Raw genomic sequence first — 19,116 nt, forward strand, 5'->3', positions numbered from 1 at the left:
TAGTTCGATATTATCGAGGCGCCACCGTTGCACTGCAACAGCGCCCGCATGGCCGGTACATAGGGGCGGCCGGAGGTCGTTCAATGCCCCCGACACCCCGTCTCAATCGAACAGCAAATTGTCGATCAGGCGGGTGGAGCCCAGACGGGCGGCAATGAGGGCGACCAGCCCCTCGGTCTCGCCATCGGCAGGTTCGGCCAGATCCTCGGCCCGCCGGATCGCGGCGTAATCCGGCACAAAGCCGGCACGTTCCAGCTTGGATGCCGCCGCCAGCTCCACCACCGTGCGGGCGTGGCCTTTGGCGATCAGGTCGCGCATCTGCTGCAGGGTTTGGTAAATCTGCGCCGCCTCGGCGCGCTCGCCGTCCGACAGGTATTGATTGCGGGAGCTCAGGGCCAGCCCGTCGTCGGCGCGCTGGGTGGGGCCGCCCATCACCTTCACGGGCAGGGAAAGGTCGCGCACCATGCGCTCGATAACCTTGAGCTGCTGGAAATCTTTCTGTCCGAATATCGCGATATCCGGCTGCACCAGGTTGAACAGCTTGCAGACTACGGTCGCTACGCCATCGAAATGGCCAGGACGATGCGCCCCTTCCAGGGTGTCGGTGAGCTCTGGCACGTGCAGGCTCACGCTTTGCGCGGCGCCGTAGGGATAGATCGTCGAAACGTCCGGCGCGAACAGCACGTCGCAACCCGATTCGGCCAAACCGGCCTGATCCTGCGTCAGCGTGCGCGGATAGCGCTCGAAATCTTCGTTGGGCCCGAACTGCGTGGGATTGACGAAAACGCTCGCCACCACGCGATCGGCGCGCGCACGCGCCAGCTTCACCAACGAATGATGCCCCTCGTGCAGGTTACCCATGGTCGGCACAAAGCCGATCATGTGACCTTGCGCGCGCCAGCCGCGAATCGTGGCGCGCAATCCGGCTGCATCTTGAATCGTCTGCATGAAAAGAAAAATCCGCCTTAGTTATAACTGTGTTCGGCCGCGGGAAACGCACCGCTGCGTACATCGGAAACGTAGGCGGCAATCGCCTCGCTGACCGAACCGCGACCGGCAAGAAAATCTTTGCTGAATTTGGGACGCTTGCCGGGCGTGATGCCCAGCATGTCGTAAACCACCAGCACCTGACCGTCGCAATGCGGGCCTGCGCCAATGCCGATAACGGGAATGTCGAGCGCCTTGGTCACGCGCTCGCCCAACGGTGTCGGCACACCCTCCAACACGAGAATGCTCGCGCCGGCCTGCTGCACCGCCAATGCCTCGTTCACCACGCGCTCGGCGGCGTCTTGCGCACGGCCTTGCACTTTGTAGCCACCGAATTTGTGCACCGATTGCGGCGTGAGACCCAGATGCGCGCACACGGGGATTACGCGCTCGGTGAGCGCATGAATCGCTTCGAGCACATGCGGCGCTGCGCCTTCCAGCTTCACCATCGCCGCACCCGCTTCACCCACCAATCGCGCGCCGGCTTCCAGCGCGTAGGAAACGTTGCGATCGGCCATGAACGGCATATCCGCAGCGAGCAGCGTCGCCGATAAACCGCGCGCAACGAGACTGGTGTGGTACACCATGTGATCGAGCGTCACCGGCAACGTGCTGCGTTGACCTTGCACGACCATGCCCAACGAATCGCCGACCAGCGCGATATCGACACCCGCCTGCTCCACTTGCGCCGCGAAACTTGCGTCGTAAGCGGTGAGCATCACGATCTTGCGCCCTTCCGTCTTCATGGCGTGCAGCCCCGGCACGGTGACGGGCTTGCGAACGGGAGCGGTGGCGTTTTCCACGTACACGGGAAATCCTTCAATGCTGCGATGAACAATTATCCGGCGCGGAACGGGTGGCGCTCAAGTTAGGGGTGTACAGCCTTGCGTATCAACGGTTCGTAGAAGGTCCAAGACCTTGCCCTGCCCCGGAATGTTCAGATCGGGCGCGACATCGTTCAGCGGCAACAGCACGAAGGCGCGGTCGGCGATATGCGGATGCGGCAGCGTGAGACGTTCGCTGTTGACGGTGACGCTGGCCATGTGAAGCACGTCGAGATCGAGAATGCGCGGCCCCCAACGCTCGCCGTTGCGCAGTCGGCCTGCGTTGCGCTCGATCTCCAGCAATGCGTCGAGCAAAGCATGCGGCTCCAGTTCGGTTTCAAGCGCGACAACCGCGTTGAGAAAATCGGGTTGATCGAGAACGCCCCACGGCGGCGTGCGATAGAGCTTCGAGCGCGCGACGACCTGCGTATGCGGCAAAGCGGCCAGCGCCGTCATGGCATCCAGCAGGTGTTGTCGCGAATCGCCAAGATTGCTGCCCAGCGCAACGTACGCGCGCATCAAGCGGCCCCGGATTTCCCGGCGGAGGACTTGCGTCGACGTTTGCGCTTGCGCGTCGCGCCGCTGCGCACGGGCTCGATGTCTCCAGGGCCGCCCGCCTGATGCTGCGGCAACGCGGAAGCCAGCGTTTCGTGCGGCAACTGTTGCGCATGCGCCCACCAGCGTCCCAGTTCGCCGATCGCAGGCGATTCCGCTTCGCGCAACAGAAGAAAATCGAACGCGGCGCGGAAGCGCGGATGCGCCAGCAACCGGAATACTTTTTTGCGCTGAACATGCTCGAAGCGCGGCTGCAGCGACCAGATCTCTTCCATCGTGATCGTGAAGCGACGCGGGATGGCGACGCGTTGACACTGTTCGGCCACCACGTGCATCGCGGCGCGCGACCACGCCTCGTTGGCGTCTTTGCCGTGCGATATCCACGTATGCGCAAGATCGCGCACCTCGCCCCACAGCAGCACCGCGAACAAAAATGCCGGCGTGACCGATTTGCCGTCGGCGACGCGATCGTCCGTATTAGCCAAACCCTGCTCGATCAACGAGCGCAGCGCTTCATCACCGCGCTTGAGCGCACGCGCAGTGGCCGGGAACATAAATTTCAGCAACCCGGATTGTTCAAGCATCCGGAAGCTCTTCAACCCATGCCCGGACAAAAACATCTTCAGCGATTCGTCGAACAAGCGCGCCGGCGCGACGCCGCTCAACAGCGGGCCGAGTTCGGCGAACGGTGTGGACGCGGACGCATCGATCCGAAAATCGAGCTTGGCCGCCAAACGCACGGCGCGCAGCATGCGCACGGGATCTTCGCGATAGCGCGTGGCCGGATCGCCGATCAGGTGCAAGGCGCGATCCTGCAGATCCTTGATGCCACCGACGTAATCGCGCACCGAAAAATCGCTGATGTCGTAGTACATCGCATTGACGCGGAAGTCGCGGCGCAGCGCGTCCTCTTCGATCGTGCCCCACACGTTGTCGCGCACGATGCGGCCGTCGACGATATGGCGATCGCCTTCGTCCTCGCTGGCGCCGCGGAACGTCGCGACCTCGATGATCTCTGAGCCATAAACGACATGCGCCAGACGAAAGCGGCGGCCGATCAGGCGGCAATTGCGAAAGAGCTTTTTGACTTCGTCGGGCGTGGCGTCGGTGGCCACGTCGAAATCCTTGGGATGTCCGCCGAGCAGCAAATCGCGCACCGCGCCACCGACCAGGTACGCGTTGTAACCGGCTTCATTCAAGCGATACAGCACGCGCAAGGCAGCCTTGCTGATGTTCTTGCGAGAGATCGTGTGCTGCTCGCGCGGAATGATGCGCAGAGCGAGTTTGGCGTCGTTCCTGGCTGTGGAATTCAAGCGATCGAAATCCTTGGGGGTATCCAACTTCCGGGTCGCAGGGCTGAGTACGCCTGGCATGCGCTAGCCCTGAAAAAGCAGCCAAAAGCATTGTTCTGCAAGCGTTTCAGCTCGTGCGAGCTAGCGTCCGCGGGCGTTGCCGGACGCATCAATTCAGCTATACTACCGCGCCTCGCAACAATACGCTCCCATCGTCTAGTGGCCTAGGACACCGCCCTCTCAAGGCGGGAACACGAGTTCGAACCTCGTTGGGAGCGCCACCATCCCATTATGATCGGCTTTCCGATCCTTTAGCAGGGCACACGGCAGCATGACCTTCGTCGTCACCGACAATTGCATCAAATGCAAATTCACCGATTGCGTCGAGGTTTGTCCTGTCGACGCCTTTCACGAAGGCCCAAACTTTTTGGCGATCGATCCGGACGAGTGCATCGACTGCACCTTGTGCGAACCGGAATGCCCGATCAACGCCATTTATCCGGAAGACGACGTTCCCGCTGGGCAGGAAGGCTTCACCGCCCTGAACAAGGAACTCGCCAAGGCGTGGCCGGTCATCACCGTGCGTAAGGACGCGCTGCCCGATGCCAAGGAATGGGAAAACAAGCCCGATAAGCTGAAGCTGCTGGAGCGCTGAGCGCATCGCAGCTATCAACAAAAACGCCGCTCGATGAGCGGCGTTTTTTTATGCGGCGCTTGAGGCTGAGCGTAACGTCAGCCCTTGCCGCCCAGGCGGGATTTCAGGCTGTCGACCACTTTCGCAACCGCGGCCGCTTCGCCTTGCGCGCGCACTTCGCTCGAGCCTTGGCCGCTGGCATCCACGGTCACGACCACCGAACGCGGGGCCACATTCGGACCACCGGAACCGCTGCCGCCACGACCGAACATGCGGCCCAAGAAACCGGTTTTTTCCGCGGGCTGATCGGAAGCCATCACGCTGAGGCTGTAGGTATGCGCCGCGTCGTCGTGCCCTTGCATCTGGCCGATTTCGCCATTGCTCAACGCCTCGCCGACACGGCGATAGGTGTTGTCCACGTTGTCGGCCAGGATGAACCCGTCGGTGATCGTACCCGGGTTATTGCCCACGCGTGCGGTGGCCCCGTTCGGCGACGGCTGATTGCTGCCCTGGGGCGGAATCACCAGCGCGGCGCTGGCATTGGGTGTATCCATGCCCGGAGGAATTTCCAGCGGAGACTGTTGCTTGGCGTTTTGCCATGCGCGTTCGGAACGGAACATGCCGCAGCCCGAAAGCAGCAGGCCAGTGAGAGCCAGGGCCGGCAGGGCAACGGCGAGGGAAAATTTCTTCATGTAATGGATTCCGTTTTATTCCGAAGTTGTAAGTCGAGCAGCCGACCGGTCACGCGGCATCCGCCAAGGATGCCAGAGTCGACAAGGCCTTGCGTAGCTGCTCGCGCGCCGGCCCCTGTTCCAGTTCCACCAGCGGCAACCGCGGCTGCGCCGTTCCCAGGCCCAAATCCGGCAGACCCGCTTTCACCGCAATCGGGTTGGGCGCGCAATTGAGCGCCTGCACCAGCGGATCGAGCGCCGCATGGCAGCGTGCCACCGCATCGCGATCCCCGGCCGTGGCCGCATCGCAGAGTGCGCGAAACGCCTTGGGAACCAAATTGGCCACCACCGAGATCACGCCCGCCGCGCCAGCCAGCATCGCTTCCGCGCCGCTCGCATCGTCGCCGGACAGATAGACGAAATCCGAGCGCACAAGTTCCGCGGTGCGTTGAATGCGCTCCGCATCGCCGCGCGCTTCCTTGATGCCGATAATGGCGGGATGGTCGCGCAGGATCGCCGTCGTCTCCGGCGCCAGGTCGCAGCCGGTGCGGCCCGGCACGTTGTAGAGAATCACCGGCAATCCGCCGCGATCGGCCACTTCAACGAAATGGCGGCGCAACCCTTCCTGCGTGGGCCGCACGTAATACGGCGTCACCACCAGGGCGGCATCCGCGCCTAGCGCACGGGCGTGCTGCGTGGCGGCCACCGTTTTGGCGGTGCCGGCCTCGCCGGTGCCGGCGATCACGGGAATGCGACCGGCGACATGCTTCACTGCAAAGCTGAGCAGGCGGTCGTATTCGTCTTGTTCGAGCATATGAGCTTCGCCGGTGGAACCGGCGACGACTACCGCTTGGGTGCCGCCCGCGATCTGGAAGTCGAGCAAACGGCCGTATGCCGCCATGTCGAGCGCTCCATCCGAGGCGAATGGAGTAACCAGCGCGCAGACGCTTCCGTGAATCTTCATGGCGCAATCCGCACAAAAAACCTAATAGGCCATATTACTTGCGGCCTCGCGGGAGGGGCAAGTAAGCTGGTGTATCGTTCGTCGTCATCCCGCACGACGCGGGTCGCCAACATCCATGTCCACCAACCCTTTTTCCGCGCGATCCAGTAACGACCATCAATTGCTGATCCAGACGCTGACGCCGGCGACGCGCACGCCGCTGCTTGCGCTGGCCCGACGTATTGCCGACGCTGGCTGCAATCTTTCCGATGCCCGTGTCTCCACCATCGGCGCGGACACCTCGCTCACGCTGCTGGCCAGCGGCGCCTGGGATGCGGTCGCCAAGCTCGAAACGGCCTTGACCAAGCTCGCACGCGAAGAAGAACTGCGCCTCACGCATTACCGCACCACCCCGCGCGAACCCAGCGGCCATTTGCTGCCGTACCTGGTGGAAGTGGTGTCGTCCGATCGCCCGGGCATTCTGGTGAAGATCGTCGATTTCTTCAGCCGTCACGACATCAGCGTGGAGCAACTGAGCTCCATGCGCTATCAAGCCATGCAGACTGGCGCGGCGATGTTCCAGGCGCAGTTCACGATCGGGGTGCCGGATAAGTTGCATATCGCCGCATTGCGCGACGATTTTCTGGAATTCTGCGATGGCTTAAATCTGGACGCCATCATGGATCCGGTGAAGTTTTAGGGACGCGCTAACCCATTTTCGTGGGCGGCATGATGTCCAAAAGGCGTGCAGGTTGTGTTGCGCGGCGCAGGGAAGACTGGTGGTCTTTTCAAGCTGCGCGACGCAGCCTGCGCGCCTTTTGGACATCACCCTTCGGGCCGGCGCTATCCGTCCGCATCCCTTCGGCCCATCGTCTCGACAGACAGCCAGTCTGCCTTCGCCGATGGTCCTGTGGTCTGCGGACGGATAGCGCCGGTGACGCCCACGAAAATGGGTTAGCGCGTCCCTCAGGATGCTCCGCCTTTGATCATCTGACAAGGCTGTTTCCGTCACGATTCACGCGCTAGTCTCCGTCCCAGCAGTCGCACTAAGTAAGTCTGGCTACCGGAGAGCCCATGCCCGATCTAGGCAAGAAAGTACCAAAGCTGCAAGGCGTCACCGGCGACGGAAGCACGCTCAAGCTCGACTCACTGAAAGGCCAATGGGTAGTGCTCTACTTCTACCCCAAGGACAGCACGCCAGGTTGCACGAACGAAGCCAAAGATTTTCGCGACCTCTATCCGAAGTTCAAAAAGCGCCATGCCGAAATCGTCGGCGTCTCGCGCGACTCCGCCAAATCCCACGCCAATTTCGCCAGCAAGCAGGAACTGCCCTTCCCGCTGGTATCCGATCCCGATGAAACCTGGTGCAACGCCTTCGACGTGATCCACGAAAAGGTGTTGTACGGAAAACGTCACATGGGCGTGGTACGCAGTACTTTTTTGATCGATCCCGACGGCAAGCTCGCCGCGGAATGGCGGGGCGTGAAAGTGCCCGGCCATGCGCTGGCGGTGCTCGACGACCTATCTGCTCGGTGATTTTTACGTACGTCCACATCGCCATCGTTCACTTGAAGCGATCCACTTTCCTCCCGCCTCACGAGGTCTCTTCCGCATGACCGGAAGCAAGCGCATTTACGCTCTCGATACCAACGTGTTGTTGCACGACCCGACGTCGCTGTTTCGTTTCGAGGAGCACGACGTCTTCATACCGATGACAGTTTTGGAGGAACTGGACGAGAAGAAAAAAGGCGCCTCGGAAGTTTCACGCAACGGACGCCAGGTCAGCCGCTTCCTCAACGAACTGATCGAACGCGGCAACGGACACGGCATCAGCAACGGCCTGGAATTGGCGAACCCTGACGGCGTATCGCTCAAGCGCGGTCTTGCCGTGGGTCGCCTGTATTTCCAGCAGCGCACCAGCAACGGGCACGGCAAGGCGGACAATCAAATTCTCTCCGCCGTGATCGAATTGAAGGAACAGAATCCGGATCGTTCGGTCATTCTGGTCACCAAAGACATCAACCTGCGCATCAAAGCCAAGATCTACGGCATCGATGCGGAGGACTACGAGAACGATCGCGCGCTGGACGATTTCGCGCTGTTGTTCACCGGTTCGTCCGAACTGCCGGAAGATTTCTGGAACCTCCATCCGGAAGTGCAATCGTGGAACGAGCGCGGCCGCACGTACTACAAACTCGATCGCCGCGACGATGAGGATTGGTATCCCAATCAATGTCTGTTCTTGCCGGGCGACGATAACGTCGAATTGCGCGTGCTGCATATCGACGAAGTGCGCGCCACGCTGGTGCTGCTCGACGATCACAGCCACAGCAATCATGCCGTATGGGGCATCGCCGCGCGCAACCGCGAGCAGAACTTCGCGCTCAATGTGTTGATGGACCCGGACATCGATTTCGTCACCTTACTCGGCACTGCGGGCACCGGCAAAACGTTGCTCGCGCTGGCGGCGGGTTTGGCGCAAGTGATGGATCAACAGCGTTACCGCGAAATCATCATGACGCGCGCCACGGTGTCGGTCGGCGAAGATATCGGCTTTCTGCCCGGCACCGAAGAAGAAAAGATGACGCCGTGGATGGGCGCGCTCACGGATAACCTCGAAGTGCTCGCCAATCCGGAAGAAGGCGGCAGTTGGGGACGTCAGGCCACCAACGATCTGCTCGCATCGCGCATCAAGATCCGCTCGCTGAATTTCATGCGTGGCCGTACCTTCCTGTCGCGCTATCTGATCATCGACGAAGCGCAAAACCTCACGCCAAAGCAGATGAAAACACTGATCACCCGCGCAGGCCCGGGCACCAAGATCGTGTGCCTTGGCAACGTGGAGCAGATCGATACACCCTACCTGACCGAAACAACATCCGGTCTCACGTACGCGGTCGATCGCTTCAAGCACTGGGCGCATTCGGCGCACATCACGCTGCGGCGTGGCGAGCGTTCGCGACTGGCGGACTTCGCGTCGGAAGCCTTGTAGTTCATCGCGTGACACGATCCATCGCACCACCCATCGCCCTCACCATCGCCGGATCGGATTCCGGCGGTGGCGCCGGCATTCAAGCCGATTTGAAAACCTTCCGTGCGCAGGGGGTGCATGGACTGTCGGTGATCGCCGCCATCACCTCGCAAAACACGCGCGAGGTTACGGCGGTGCATCCGGTTCCGCTTGCGCATATTCGCAACCAGATCGATGCACTGTTCGACGACTTTCCCGTTGCTGCCGTAAAGACCGGCATGTTGGGCAACGCCGCCACGGTGCGCTTGGTCGCAAAGGCGTTGCGCAAGCGCAAACCGGCTTGGCTCGTGGTCGATCCGGTGATGATTTCGACCAGCGGCTCGCGATTGCTCGACGAAGACGCCATCGACGCGATGATCAACGAGCTGATTCCGTTGGCCGATATCGTGACGCCGAATTTGCCGGAAGCGGAAGCGCTGCTCGGCAGTCCCCTGAATACGCCAAAACAACTTCACGATGCCGGCGAAGCGTTGCTCGCGCTCGGTGCATCCGGCGTGCTTTTGAAAGGCGGCCATGGGCGCGGCCGCGAGGTTGTCGATCGGTATTTCGACGCACGCGGATCGATGGACATTCGCCACACACGCCTGCCCCGCGAAGGCCACGGCACCGGCTGCACGCTCGCCTCGGCCATCGCTGCGGCGCTGGCGAAGGGCGCGACGCCACGTCAGGCCGTGCGCCAGGCGGTCGCTTACGTGCAACGCGCGCTGAAAAACGGCTACCGCCCGGGCGGCGGTGCGGCATTCGTGCTCCGTCACTGAACGGGATTTGACGTAAAATCGGGCAACGGCCATCCGGCCACCTTTGTCAGGCGCAGCCCGAGCCGCTTTCACGATGGATTTCCTCAGTCCCCGTTTCATCATTCTCTACGTGCTGCTGGCCTTCGTGCTGTGCGTGCTGCTGGTGCATCTGCGCGGACGCGCGCGACTGCGCTTCGACCGCCAGCTGGTGGATCACTCCGCTGTCTTCGCGCCGTACAACTTGCTGATGTACGCCTTCTCGGCCGTACCTGCGCGGCCGATCCTCGATCGCGGCGGTTTTCCCCAACTGAATCTGCTGCAGGAAAACTGGCAAGCCATTCGCGACGAAGCGTTGCAGTTGTTCGACGACGGTCATATCCGCGCCGCCGAAAAACACAACGACGCTAGCTTCAACAGTTTCTTCAAGCAAGGTTGGAAGCGCTTTTATTTGAAGTGGTACGGCGAACCGTTAGCGTCCGCCGAAGCGCTGTGCCCGAAAACCGTGGCGCTACTCAACACCATTCCCAGCGTCAAAGCGGCGATGTTCGCGACGCTTGCGCCGAACAGCAAACTCAATCCACACCGCGATCCGTTCGCCGGCTCGCTGCGTTACCACCTCGGCCTGATCACGCCCAATTCGCGCGATTGCCGTATTTTCGTCGACGGCGAAGAACACGCCTGGGGCGACGGCAAAGATATCGTCTTCGACGAAACCTACGTGCACTGGGTGGAAAACAAAACCGATCAGACGCGCGTGATTCTCTTCGCCGACGTCGAGCGACCGCTGCGCACGCGCATCATGAGCGCCATCAACCACCGGGTGGGTGCCTTTATGGGCAAGATCACTGCGTCGCCGAATACGGAATCGCCGGAAGAAAAGACCGGCTTCGTCAATCGCATGTTCGCGCTCAACCAGCGCGGACGCGAGCGCAGCCGCGCGTTCAAGAAGCGGTTTCCCAAGATTTTCCGCACTGTGAAATACATCGGCATGCTGATCTTTATCTGGCTGGTATTTCTCGCGCCCTGGCCGTTCGTGCGCTGAGCTGTCACGTTTTCACTAGCCCGCGCGTCCTGGCCATAGGCCCTTACCGGGAACGACCATGGACTCGCACACCGTTTTGTTCCAAAAACACCGCCCCCGCCTGATGGGGCTCGCTTATCGCATGCTCGGCACCCAGGCCGATGCCGAAGACGTGCTGCACGACGCATGGCTTCGCTGGCACTCGCAAGATAAAGACAGCCTCGACGATGCCGAAGCCTGGCTGGTAACGGTCACCACCCGTCTCGCGCTGGATCGGCTGCGCCGCGCCAAGGTCGAACGCGAGCACTACACCGGCCCGTGGTTGCCGGAACCGCTCATCGAGCCGGAGCAGCAACCCGATACGCAAGCGGAACACGCCGAAACGCTGACGCTGTCGTTTCTGCTGATGCTCGAACGCCTCAGCGCAGAAGAACGCGCCGCGTTTTTGCTGCGCGAAGTGTTCGACTACAGTCACGCGGAAGCCGCGACCATTCTTGGCATTACCGAAGAAGCCTGCCGCCAGCGCGCGCATCGCGCCAAACAAAGATTGCGTGAAGAACGCACGCGCTTCACCGCCAACGCGCAAACGCAACGGCGTCTGCTCGAACGTTTTGCGGATGCGTTGCAGCACCCTACGGAAGAGAATTTGCGCACGTTGCTCGCCGAAGACGCCATGCATGTCGCCGACGGTGGCGGCTTGGTCACCGCCACGTTGCGACCGCTACTGGGCAGCGAGCGTATCGCGCGCCTATATGTGCAAATCGGCAAGCTCGAGCAGGGTCACGATATCCGTCGCGATCTGCGCTTGCTGAACGGCACGCCGGCGCTGCTGACATGGGTGGACGGCAAGTTGGTCACGGTGATCTGGATCGAGTGCGACGGCGACCGCATCGTCGCCCTGCACGCCCTGCGCAACCCCGAAAAACTGGCCCGCCTGGCGGCTGTCACGGAATGGCCGTCTGGCACGTCCTTACATTGAAACGGCCACTTTCGGTCGCTTATGCGAGGACTCCCCCATGTCACGTTTCTCCTACTACAGCTACCCCGAAGCCCTGAAGCCGCTGTTTGCGATGAAGGCGCACATCGATAAATCGGGACTCGAAAAAAGTCTCACGCACCTGGTGATGTTGCGCGCTTCGCAGCTCAACGGCTGCGCGTATTGCATGGACATGCACAGCAAGGAAGCGCGCGCCGAAGGTGAAACCGAGCAACGGCTCTATGTGCTGCAAGCCTGGCGCGAAGCGCCGTTCTACACCGATCGCGAACGCGCTGCGCTGGCCTGGTGCGAAGCGGTGACGCGGCTAGACCCCATTCACGGTGTGCCGGACGACGTCTACGCGCAAGCCAGCGCGCAATTCAGCGAACGCGAACTGATGGATCTCAATCTGCTGGTGATCATGATCAACGCGTGGAATCGCATCGCCATTCCGTCGAAAACGGAACCCGGAAGTTTTCAGCCCGCCGAACGCAAAGTAGCGTAACGCTCATAAAAAAAGCCCCTCTCCCTTTCAGGAGAGGGGCTTTTTAGTTCTATTCTCAGGCCTTCACACGCTTGGCGATGGCGTCGCCAAAACTCTGCGTGGAGCCTTTGCCGCCCAGGTCCGGCGTCACGTGATCGCGATCGTTCGCCATCGTGTCGCGAATGGCCTGACGCAGCTTGGTGCCTTTGTCGACCATGCCCAAGTGATCGAGCATATCGGCCGCCGCCAGCAACAGCGCGCACGGATTGGCGATACCCTTGCCTGCGATATCCGGCGCGGAACCATGCACCGCTTCGAAAATCGCTGCGTGCTCGCTGATGTTGTCGCCCGGCGCCAAACCGAGGCCGCCGACGAGGCCCGCGCAAAGATCGGAAAGAATGTCGCCGAACAGATTGGTGGTGACGATCACGTCGAACTGCTCGGGGCGCATCACCAGCTGCATGCAGGCGTTGTCCACGATCATTTCGTTAAATTCGATCTGCGGGTATTCCTTGGCGATTTCACGCGCCACATTCAGAAACAAACCCGACGCCGTCTTGATGATGTTCGCCTTATGCACGGCGGTGACTTTCTTGCGTCCTTTCTTTACTGCCATTTCGAACGCATAACGCACGATACGCGCGCAGCCTTTGCGGGTAACGCGAATCACGGAGTTGGCGACTTCGCCGTCTTCCGAGATGGTCTGCCCTTCCGACAAATACGCGCCTTCGGTGTTTTCGCGCACCGTAATGATGTCGATATTTTCGTAGCGCGCCTTGGTGCCGGGGAAGCTGATCGCCGGGCGCACGTTGGCGTAAAGATCGAAATGACGGCGCAGCGTCACGTTGATCGACGTGAAGCCACCGCCCACCGGCGTGGTCAAAGGACCTTTCAGCGCGATCCCATGCTTGGCGATGGCCTCGAGCGTCGCCTTGGGCAGTAGGTCGCCCTGGCTCTCAAGCGCGATCATGCCGGCCTCGACGGTGTCGTAGGTCAAGCCGCAGTCCAGCGCGTCGAGCACGCGCAGCGTGGCGGTCATGATCTCCGGGCCGATACCGTCGCCCGGGATCACCGCAATGGTCTTGCTCATGGGGGAACTCCTTGAAGAAAAAGCGGGTAGCCGGCGCACGGGGAAGGCGCCTGGCTGAAATCCGCTCAATTATCCCCGATGGGCCTGTCTGGGAACAGTCCGAAGGGGCTTCAGGGCGTTGAAAATGCTCGCACGGAGCGATGCTTCGATTCGAATGATGGCCACGCGCGCGACCGCCCTCTCCCTACGAAGAGAGGGCACACATGGGCGTTTACGCGTGCTCGCCGCAGTTTTCCGCTTGTCCGGCTGCGTTGCCCGCTTCGAGCTGATCGAGAAAATCGACTGCGCGGCGCAAGTGCGGAATCACGATCGATCCGCCCACCACCAAGCCGACGCTGAAGACTTCGAAGAATTCATCGCGCGTCACGCCGACATCCTTGCATTGCGCGACGTGGTAGCTGATGCAATCGTCGCAACGCAGCACCATCGAAGCGACCAAACCGAGCATTTCCTTGGTTTTCACATCCAGCACGCCGGCTTTGTAGGTCTGCGTGTCCAGCGCGAAGAAACGTCGAACCACTTGGTTGTCTTCGGCCAAGATGCGCTCGTTCATCCGGTGACGAAACGCGGTGAATTCGGCCAGGCGATCTTTTTCGGCGCTCATGCGGCGGCTCCCAACAACTGGGCGAGTTTGCCGCTGCGATCGGCGGCGACCAGGTCGTCGTAACCACCCACCAGCTGATCGTTGATAAAGATCTGCGGCACCGTGCGACGGCCGCCGCTGCGTGTGAGCATCGTTTCGCGCTGGGTTGGATCGGTGTCCACCCGCACCTCTTCCCACGCCAGGCCCTTGGCCTTCAGCAGGTTTTTGGCGGCCACGCAGTAAGGGCATACCGCGGTGGAATAGACTTCGATCTTGGGCATTGCGAAACTCCGAAATTACTTGCGCAGGTAAGTGGCGATGAAGGATTCCAATTCAACGGCTCATTGCTGAACTGTCGCACCGTAGAACGGTCTCAGTGATATTGTCGTTCATCTATGATCATGGCGCATCGATACTTTCATAAACGCCTGTTGACCGCGCTGGCGGCCGCCACCGTGGCCGTCGCCGCGGGCGCTCAGGATCGTTCGGACGACGTCCGCCTGCCCGACCTCGGTAGCTCGGCCAACGCGCTCATTTCGCCACAGGAAGCCAATGACTACGGCGCGATGATGCTGCAGCAGATGCGCGCGCTGGACATGGTGGTGAACGATCCATTGTTGGATGATTACATCAACAACCTCGGCTTCCGCCTCGTTGCGAATTCGGCCAAGCCCAAAGACCATTTCGCGTTCTTCATCGCTAAAGATCCGGTCGTCAACGCGTTCTCCGCGCCGGGCGGCTACATCGGCATCGATTCGGGCTTAATCATCATCACGCGCAACGAAGACGAACTCGCCGCGGTGATGGCGCACGAAATCGGGCACATCACGCAAAACCATCTGCAACGCGCCTACGAATCGGCGAAAAAAGACACGCCGTTGATGGCCCTGGTGGCGCTGGGCGCCATTGCCGCCGGCGGTGCGGCAGGCGGACAAGCGGCGGCGGCGGCGCTGCTTGGCGGTCAGGGCGTGCTGATGCAGAAAGAAATCAATTTCACGCGCAAGGACGAAGCCGAAGCCGATCGCACCGGCATCGAAACGCTGGCCAAATCGGGCTTCGATCCGAACGCCATGGCCGGATTTTTCCAACGCATGGAAGACGACATGAGCGCCGATTCCGGCGGCATCGACGTGCCTTCCCTGTTGTTGGATCACCCGGTGACGGCGCAACGCATCAGCGACGCGAAATCGCGCGCAGGCGCGTTGATCGCGCAACAGAAGATGCAGCCGAGCGGCAATTTGCTCGACAAAAACAGCTGGTCGCAGCAGACCGCGCCGATTGCCTACGTCAAAGATCCCACGGTGCTGCTTGGCGCTCGCCACACCGATCAGGAAGCCACCACGTATTTGCTGATGCGCGAACGCGTGCGCGTGCTTTCCGACGATCCGTACCGCATGGTCAATTTCTACAGCGGTCTGCTCGGTCGAAAAGACGGCCGCTACGACACGCCGGAAAACCGCTACGGTTACGCGCTCGCGTTGACGCGTAGCGGCCAGGGCGCCAAAGCAATCGCTCAGTTGCAACCGGTGCTGGACAAAGACCCAAGCAATCTCGTGCTCCGTCTGGCAATGGCGGACGCGCGCCTGCAAGCCGGCGAACGCGCCGCGGCGCTGGATATATACGCAGCGCTCAATACCCAATCCCCGCGCAACAAAGCCATTGGCGTGGCTTACGCCAATGCACTGGATCAAGGTGGCACCAAGGCCCAGGCTTCGCAGGCAGCTCAAATGCTGCGTCCGATGCTGGAAGACACCGACGAGCCCGATCTGTTCACCGCCTATGCCCGCGCCAGCGAGCGTGCCGGCGACAGCGTGCGCGCCGGCGAAGCCTACGCACAGGCGAGCTACCTCTCCGGGCGCCCCTTCGACGCGATGGAACAGCTCAAATCCCTGCTTAAACGCAACGATTTGGACTACTACGCCAGGGCCCGCATCCAGGCCCACATCGCCGAACTCACCCCGCTGACGATGGAATTGCGCAAACGGCGTGTGTCGACGGACGACAACCCGGACGGCACCAGCCAAACGCCGCAGCAGTTCGGCAACAACTGTAGCGGCCGGCTCTGTTTCGGGGTCGGCAGCAACACGCTTAACTGAGGCCCGGGCCGCCCCCGGCCTTGATCGCACCGCAGCATGGCGCCCACATCCGTCGTCCTTTAAGGTGCGCAAAGGGTCGCCAGAGCGACATTTTCACGCACTGTCATAGGCGCGTAACATTGCGCCGCTGCAATATTTGCGTCACAGGCCACCTAATCGGACCTTAGCGTGCACAAACGCATCCTTATTGTTGAAGACGAAGCCTCCATCCGCGACATGGTCGCCTTCGCCCTGCGCAAAGCCGGCATGGATACCGCGCAAGCCGCCGATGCACGCACGGCGCAAATGTCCATCGCCGAACAGGTGCCGGACCTAATCCTGCTCGACTGGATGCTTCCGGGCACCAGCGGCCTGGACCTGGCCCGCCGCCTGCGCAAGGAAGAACTCAGCCGCGAAGTGCCGATCATCATGCTCACCGCGCGCGGCGAGGAAATGGATCGCGTCAACGGCCTGGAAGCCGGCGTCGACGACTACGTCGTCAAGCCCTTCTCCACGCGCGAGTTGATTGCCCGCATCAAGGCCGTGCTCCGCCGCAGTCAGGGCGACGACGGCTCGGGCATGGTGGAACTGGGTCGACTGCGCATCGATGGTCCGGCGCACCGCGTGTTCGCGGGCGACGAACCGGTGCCGATCGGTCCCACCGAATACCGTCTGCTGTATTTCTTCATGACCCATCCGGAACGCGTCTACTCGCGCGCGCAGTTGCTCGACCATGTGTGGGGCGGCAGCGTGTACGTGGAAGAGCGCACGGTGGACGTGCATATCCGTCGCCTGCGCAAAACGCTCGAACCTTGGAAGCTTGAGGATATGGTGCAAACGGTGAGAGGCGCGGGTTATCGATTCTCAGCCAGCCCTTGAAGCGAACGCCGCGATGACACCTTCGGTCAATAGCGCCTGGAAACGTCCTCTCGCGCTGACCGGAGGTTTGATCGTGGGCGCACTGCTTGGATGGCTCGCCGGCGGTCACGTCGCCACCGGCGTAGCCTTAGTCGCTCTAGCAGAGATTGTCTTGCTACTGACGCACTTGCGTCACATTGCTCAGCCAATCATGACATCGCAAATTTCCCCGTCTAATAACGACCCCTATCAACCCCGGCATGACCGATTCATGATGCGTTCCCGTCGCCTAGCCGCCAACCTGCATGATCTACGCCGTGCCGCAGGCAGCCTGCCGGACGCCATTGTGCTGCTCGATCAAGAACAACACGTACGCTGGTTCAATCACGCTGCAGAGAGCCTCTTGGGTCTGCGTCGTCCGCAAGATCGCGGCGTGGTGTTGAAAGAGAAATTGCACAATTCCGAATTGGCCGGCTGGCTGGAAGAATCCTCGCCCGAACCGCTGAACGATGTCAGCGCGCCCGGCGCACCCAGCCGCCATATCAACGTGACCTTGCTGCCGTTCGGGCAACGCCAACGCTTGCTGTTGGCGCGCGATATCAGCCATATGTCGCGGCTGGAACAAATTCGTCGCGACTTCGTCGCCAACGTCTCGCACGAATTGCGCACGCCGCTCACCGTCATTCACGGCTATCTCGAATTGCTCGATCCGGAAGATGTGCCGCATCTTGCGCCGGTGCTTAGCGAGATGCGCGCACAATCCAAGCGCATGGGGCAGATCGTGGAAGATCTGCTGACGCTGTCGCGACTGGAAACGCAAGACCAAGTCAGCGAAGAGCGCGTGCCGATGGCGCCGCTGTTGGCGACCTTGCGCAAGGAAGCGGAAGCCTTGAGTCAGGGACGCCACAGCATCACGCTGGAAAACACCGCCAACCTCGATCTGCTCGGCTCGCCGAAAGATCTGCACAGCGCGCTCTCGAATTTGGTGAGCAACGCCGTGCGCTACACGCCGACCGGCGGACGCATCACCATTCGCTGGGAGCGCGTCGGCGACGGCGCCAATTACTCAGTGATCGACACCGGCTACGGCATTCCCGCCGATCATTTGGCGCGCCTCACCGAGCGTTTCTACCGCGTGTCGTCCAGTCGCTCGCGCGACAGCGGCGGCACCGGCCTCGGGCTTTCCATCGTCAAGCACGTGCTGGGCCTGCATCAGGCGCGGCTCGATATTCGCAGCACGCCCGGCCAAGGCTCGACCTTCACCTGCGGCTTCGGTCGCGAACGCTTGCTCGCGCCGGAAACGCACGACACTCACGCCGCCGGTTAAGGCGGCGTGGGCTGATTTCAAAACGCGGCCTGTGACCTGGCTCTCGTGACGCTACGGCGTCCGCACGAATCCATTCACGTTCCCCGTGGAGTCGACGTAGAGCCCCACGATGACACCGCTCGGGTTGATCCCTGTCGCCTCCGTGAACGAGGCTCCCGGGTAGTCGAACGACGTGTAAGCGCCATTAAACAGAAAACCGTGGCTGACGGCCGAAGCATCGGTGTAGACACCCACGACATCACTCGAAGCGTTGGCGCCGCCAGCAAACGTGAACGCGGCGCCTGGATAGCTGATGGTGGCATACGATCCGTGGAACAGCAGATAGCCTTGGCATTGCGTGGAACATGTCGTTCCAGCGAGCTTTGTGTAAGCGCCAACGACTGCGCCAGATGGGATCACCACGCTGGCGGTACTACTGGCCGCACCGGGTGGGTCGAAGGTCGCCGAGAAGACGCCCTTCTTGGACAACAGGAAACTGTGAGTAACATTGGCATTGCCGGTGGCGCCGCAGGCAGCGTCGGTACAGGTAGCGCCCGACAATTCACCTGAAGGGTTAATGCTACTCAGCTCGGTACCCGTCGCACCCGGGTAGTCAACCGTTGTGTAAGCCCCATCGCGTAAAATGAAACCGTGACTGACGCCCGCCACGTCGACGTAGGCGCCCACAATAACGCCCTCAGGATTGATAAAGTTGGCAATCGTAAACGTGGAGCCTGGGGGGTCGAACGCCGTGAAGTCCCCTCCCGTTAACGTAAAACCGTGCAAGGCTCCACCCGGCGTGAGGGTGTAACCGCCGACGCTCGTACCCTGAGGATTAGGGCCGCCAACAAGTTCGGTGAGTACTGAGCCCGGATAATGGACCGACGTATAGGTCTGCGCCCAAGCGAACGACGGCACTGCAACGGCCGCACCGATCGTACACATTGCGATGAACCGAGATACCTTAGTCATAGGACTTTCTCCTGATTCTCGTGTGAAGTTGCGGGCCAACTGAGGAGCCAGGGGCTCCATCCACGAATTTCAAGGGA

21 protein-coding genes and 1 tRNA gene are annotated in these 19,116 nt (G+C 61.3%); 12 read left to right on the top strand and 10 right to left on the bottom strand.

The features are described 5' to 3' along the window. Nucleotides 1-102 precede the first annotated feature (102 nt). The 4 genes from panC to pcnB all read right to left on the bottom strand — a co-directional run bounded on the left by panC (nucleotide 103) and on the right by pcnB (nucleotide 3,679). The gene (gene panC / locus L0U79_RS15445) at nucleotides 103-948 is read right to left on the bottom strand and encodes a pantoate--beta-alanine ligase (protein ID WP_233843134.1); all 846 of its coding nucleotides are present in this window, start codon (nucleotides 946-948) and stop codon (nucleotides 103-105) included. Nucleotides 949-965: 17 nt separating this feature from the next. Then, nucleotides 966-1,751: a 3-methyl-2-oxobutanoate hydroxymethyltransferase gene (gene panB / locus L0U79_RS15450; protein ID WP_345778453.1), complete on the bottom strand. Its 786-nt coding sequence runs from the start codon at nucleotides 1,749-1,751 to the stop codon at nucleotides 966-968. 99 nt (nucleotides 1,752-1,850) lie between these two features. Beyond that, complete coding sequence (gene folK / locus L0U79_RS15455) at nucleotides 1,851-2,333, bottom strand: 2-amino-4-hydroxy-6-hydroxymethyldihydropteridine diphosphokinase (protein ID WP_233843135.1); 483 nt, start codon at nucleotides 2,331-2,333, stop codon at nucleotides 1,851-1,853. Further along, nucleotides 2,330-3,679, bottom strand: a complete 1,350-nt coding sequence (gene pcnB, locus L0U79_RS15460; protein ID WP_233843136.1) for a polynucleotide adenylyltransferase PcnB — start codon at nucleotides 3,677-3,679, stop codon at nucleotides 2,330-2,332. Before pcnB ends, folK begins: the two co-directional genes overlap by 4 nt. Before the next feature lie 184 nt (nucleotides 3,680-3,863). Here pcnB and L0U79_RS15465 point away from each other — a divergent pair. Together L0U79_RS15465 and fdxA are read left to right on the top strand one after the other, a co-directional pair. Next, a tRNA-Glu gene (locus tag L0U79_RS15465) sits at nucleotides 3,864-3,939 on the top strand. Nucleotides 3,940-3,989: 50 nt separating this feature from the next. Further along, the gene (fdxA, locus tag L0U79_RS15470) at nucleotides 3,990-4,313 is read left to right on the top strand and encodes a ferredoxin FdxA (RefSeq protein ID WP_115497495.1); all 324 of its coding nucleotides are present in this window, start codon (nucleotides 3,990-3,992) and stop codon (nucleotides 4,311-4,313) included. 77 nt (nucleotides 4,314-4,390) lie between these two features. On the opposite strand, the gene L0U79_RS15475 is transcribed toward fdxA, so the two are convergent. Together L0U79_RS15475 and dapA are read right to left on the bottom strand one after the other, a co-directional pair. After that, the gene (locus L0U79_RS15475; protein WP_233843137.1) at nucleotides 4,391-4,984 is read right to left on the bottom strand and encodes a hypothetical protein; all 594 of its coding nucleotides are present in this window, start codon (nucleotides 4,982-4,984) and stop codon (nucleotides 4,391-4,393) included. A gap of 49 nt (nucleotides 4,985-5,033) precedes the next feature. Further along, on the bottom strand, nucleotides 5,034-5,927 hold the full coding sequence (dapA, locus tag L0U79_RS15480; protein ID WP_233843138.1) for a 4-hydroxy-tetrahydrodipicolinate synthase: 894 nt from the start codon (nucleotides 5,925-5,927) through the stop codon (nucleotides 5,034-5,036). A 115-nt stretch (nucleotides 5,928-6,042) separates the two neighbouring features. Between dapA and L0U79_RS15485 the strand changes: the two genes are divergently transcribed. The 7 genes from L0U79_RS15485 (at nucleotide 6,043) to L0U79_RS15515 (ending at nucleotide 12,176) form a co-directional block, all read left to right on the top strand. Beyond that, nucleotides 6,043-6,606, top strand: coding sequence for an ACT domain-containing protein (locus L0U79_RS15485; protein WP_192675012.1), 564 nt, complete (start codon nucleotides 6,043-6,045; stop codon nucleotides 6,604-6,606). Nucleotides 6,607-6,980: 374 nt separating this feature from the next. Beyond that, entirely contained in the window at nucleotides 6,981-7,442 is a 462-nt protein-coding gene (locus L0U79_RS15490; RefSeq protein WP_233843139.1) for a peroxiredoxin, read from the top strand. A 76-nt stretch (nucleotides 7,443-7,518) separates the two neighbouring features. Continuing rightward, entirely contained in the window at nucleotides 7,519-8,898 is a 1,380-nt protein-coding gene (locus tag L0U79_RS15495; RefSeq protein ID WP_233843140.1) for a PhoH family protein, read from the top strand. 8 nt (nucleotides 8,899-8,906) lie between these two features. Beyond that, nucleotides 8,907-9,695, top strand: coding sequence for a bifunctional hydroxymethylpyrimidine kinase/phosphomethylpyrimidine kinase (gene thiD / locus L0U79_RS15500; protein WP_233843141.1), 789 nt, complete (start codon nucleotides 8,907-8,909; stop codon nucleotides 9,693-9,695). Nucleotides 9,696-9,792: 97 nt separating this feature from the next. Then, complete coding sequence (locus tag L0U79_RS15505; RefSeq protein WP_345778454.1) at nucleotides 9,793-10,716, top strand: aspartyl/asparaginyl beta-hydroxylase domain-containing protein; 924 nt, start codon at nucleotides 9,793-9,795, stop codon at nucleotides 10,714-10,716. Between the two features lie 58 nt (nucleotides 10,717-10,774). Next, a complete protein-coding gene (gene sigJ, locus L0U79_RS15510) occupies nucleotides 10,775-11,674 on the top strand; it encodes an RNA polymerase sigma factor SigJ (protein WP_233843143.1) in 900 nt (299 codons plus the stop codon). Nucleotides 11,675-11,711: 37 nt separating this feature from the next. After that, nucleotides 11,712-12,176: a carboxymuconolactone decarboxylase family protein gene (locus L0U79_RS15515; RefSeq protein ID WP_233843144.1), complete on the top strand. Its 465-nt coding sequence runs from the start codon at nucleotides 11,712-11,714 to the stop codon at nucleotides 12,174-12,176. A 55-nt stretch (nucleotides 12,177-12,231) separates the two neighbouring features. Here L0U79_RS15515 and L0U79_RS15520 read toward each other — a convergent pair whose 3' ends face one another. The 3 genes from L0U79_RS15520 to grxC form a co-directional block, all read right to left on the bottom strand. Then, complete coding sequence (locus tag L0U79_RS15520) at nucleotides 12,232-13,245, bottom strand: isocitrate dehydrogenase (RefSeq protein WP_233843145.1); 1,014 nt, start codon at nucleotides 13,243-13,245, stop codon at nucleotides 12,232-12,234. 211 nt (nucleotides 13,246-13,456) lie between these two features. Next, on the bottom strand, nucleotides 13,457-13,849 hold the full coding sequence (locus L0U79_RS15525; RefSeq protein ID WP_233843146.1) for a carboxymuconolactone decarboxylase family protein: 393 nt from the start codon (nucleotides 13,847-13,849) through the stop codon (nucleotides 13,457-13,459). After that, on the bottom strand, nucleotides 13,846-14,109 hold the full coding sequence (grxC, locus tag L0U79_RS15530) for a glutaredoxin 3 (protein ID WP_233843147.1): 264 nt from the start codon (nucleotides 14,107-14,109) through the stop codon (nucleotides 13,846-13,848). The genes L0U79_RS15525 and grxC overlap by 4 nt, the downstream gene beginning before the upstream one ends. 114 nt (nucleotides 14,110-14,223) lie before the next feature. Between grxC and L0U79_RS15535 the strand changes: the two genes are divergently transcribed. The 3 genes from L0U79_RS15535 to phoR all read left to right on the top strand — a co-directional run bounded on the left by L0U79_RS15535 (nucleotide 14,224) and on the right by phoR (nucleotide 18,088). After that, nucleotides 14,224-15,924: a M48 family metalloprotease gene (locus L0U79_RS15535; RefSeq protein ID WP_233843148.1), complete on the top strand. Its 1,701-nt coding sequence runs from the start codon at nucleotides 14,224-14,226 to the stop codon at nucleotides 15,922-15,924. Between the two features lie 168 nt (nucleotides 15,925-16,092). Further along, nucleotides 16,093-16,782, top strand: a complete 690-nt coding sequence (gene phoB, locus L0U79_RS15540; protein WP_115476890.1) for a phosphate regulon transcriptional regulator PhoB — start codon at nucleotides 16,093-16,095, stop codon at nucleotides 16,780-16,782. 13 nt (nucleotides 16,783-16,795) lie between these two features. After that, complete coding sequence (gene phoR / locus L0U79_RS15545) at nucleotides 16,796-18,088, top strand: phosphate regulon sensor histidine kinase PhoR (protein WP_233843149.1); 1,293 nt, start codon at nucleotides 16,796-16,798, stop codon at nucleotides 18,086-18,088. Nucleotides 18,089-18,139: 51 nt separating this feature from the next. On the opposite strand, the gene L0U79_RS15550 is transcribed toward phoR, so the two are convergent. Further along, a complete protein-coding gene (locus tag L0U79_RS15550; RefSeq protein WP_233843150.1) occupies nucleotides 18,140-19,039 on the bottom strand; it encodes a hypothetical protein in 900 nt (299 codons plus the stop codon). Nucleotides 19,040-19,116 lie beyond the last annotated feature (77 nt).

The sequence above is a fragment of the Dyella sp. 2HG41-7 genome, from assembly GCF_021390675.1.
Lineage (GTDB): Bacteria > Pseudomonadota > Gammaproteobacteria > Xanthomonadales > Rhodanobacteraceae > Dyella_B.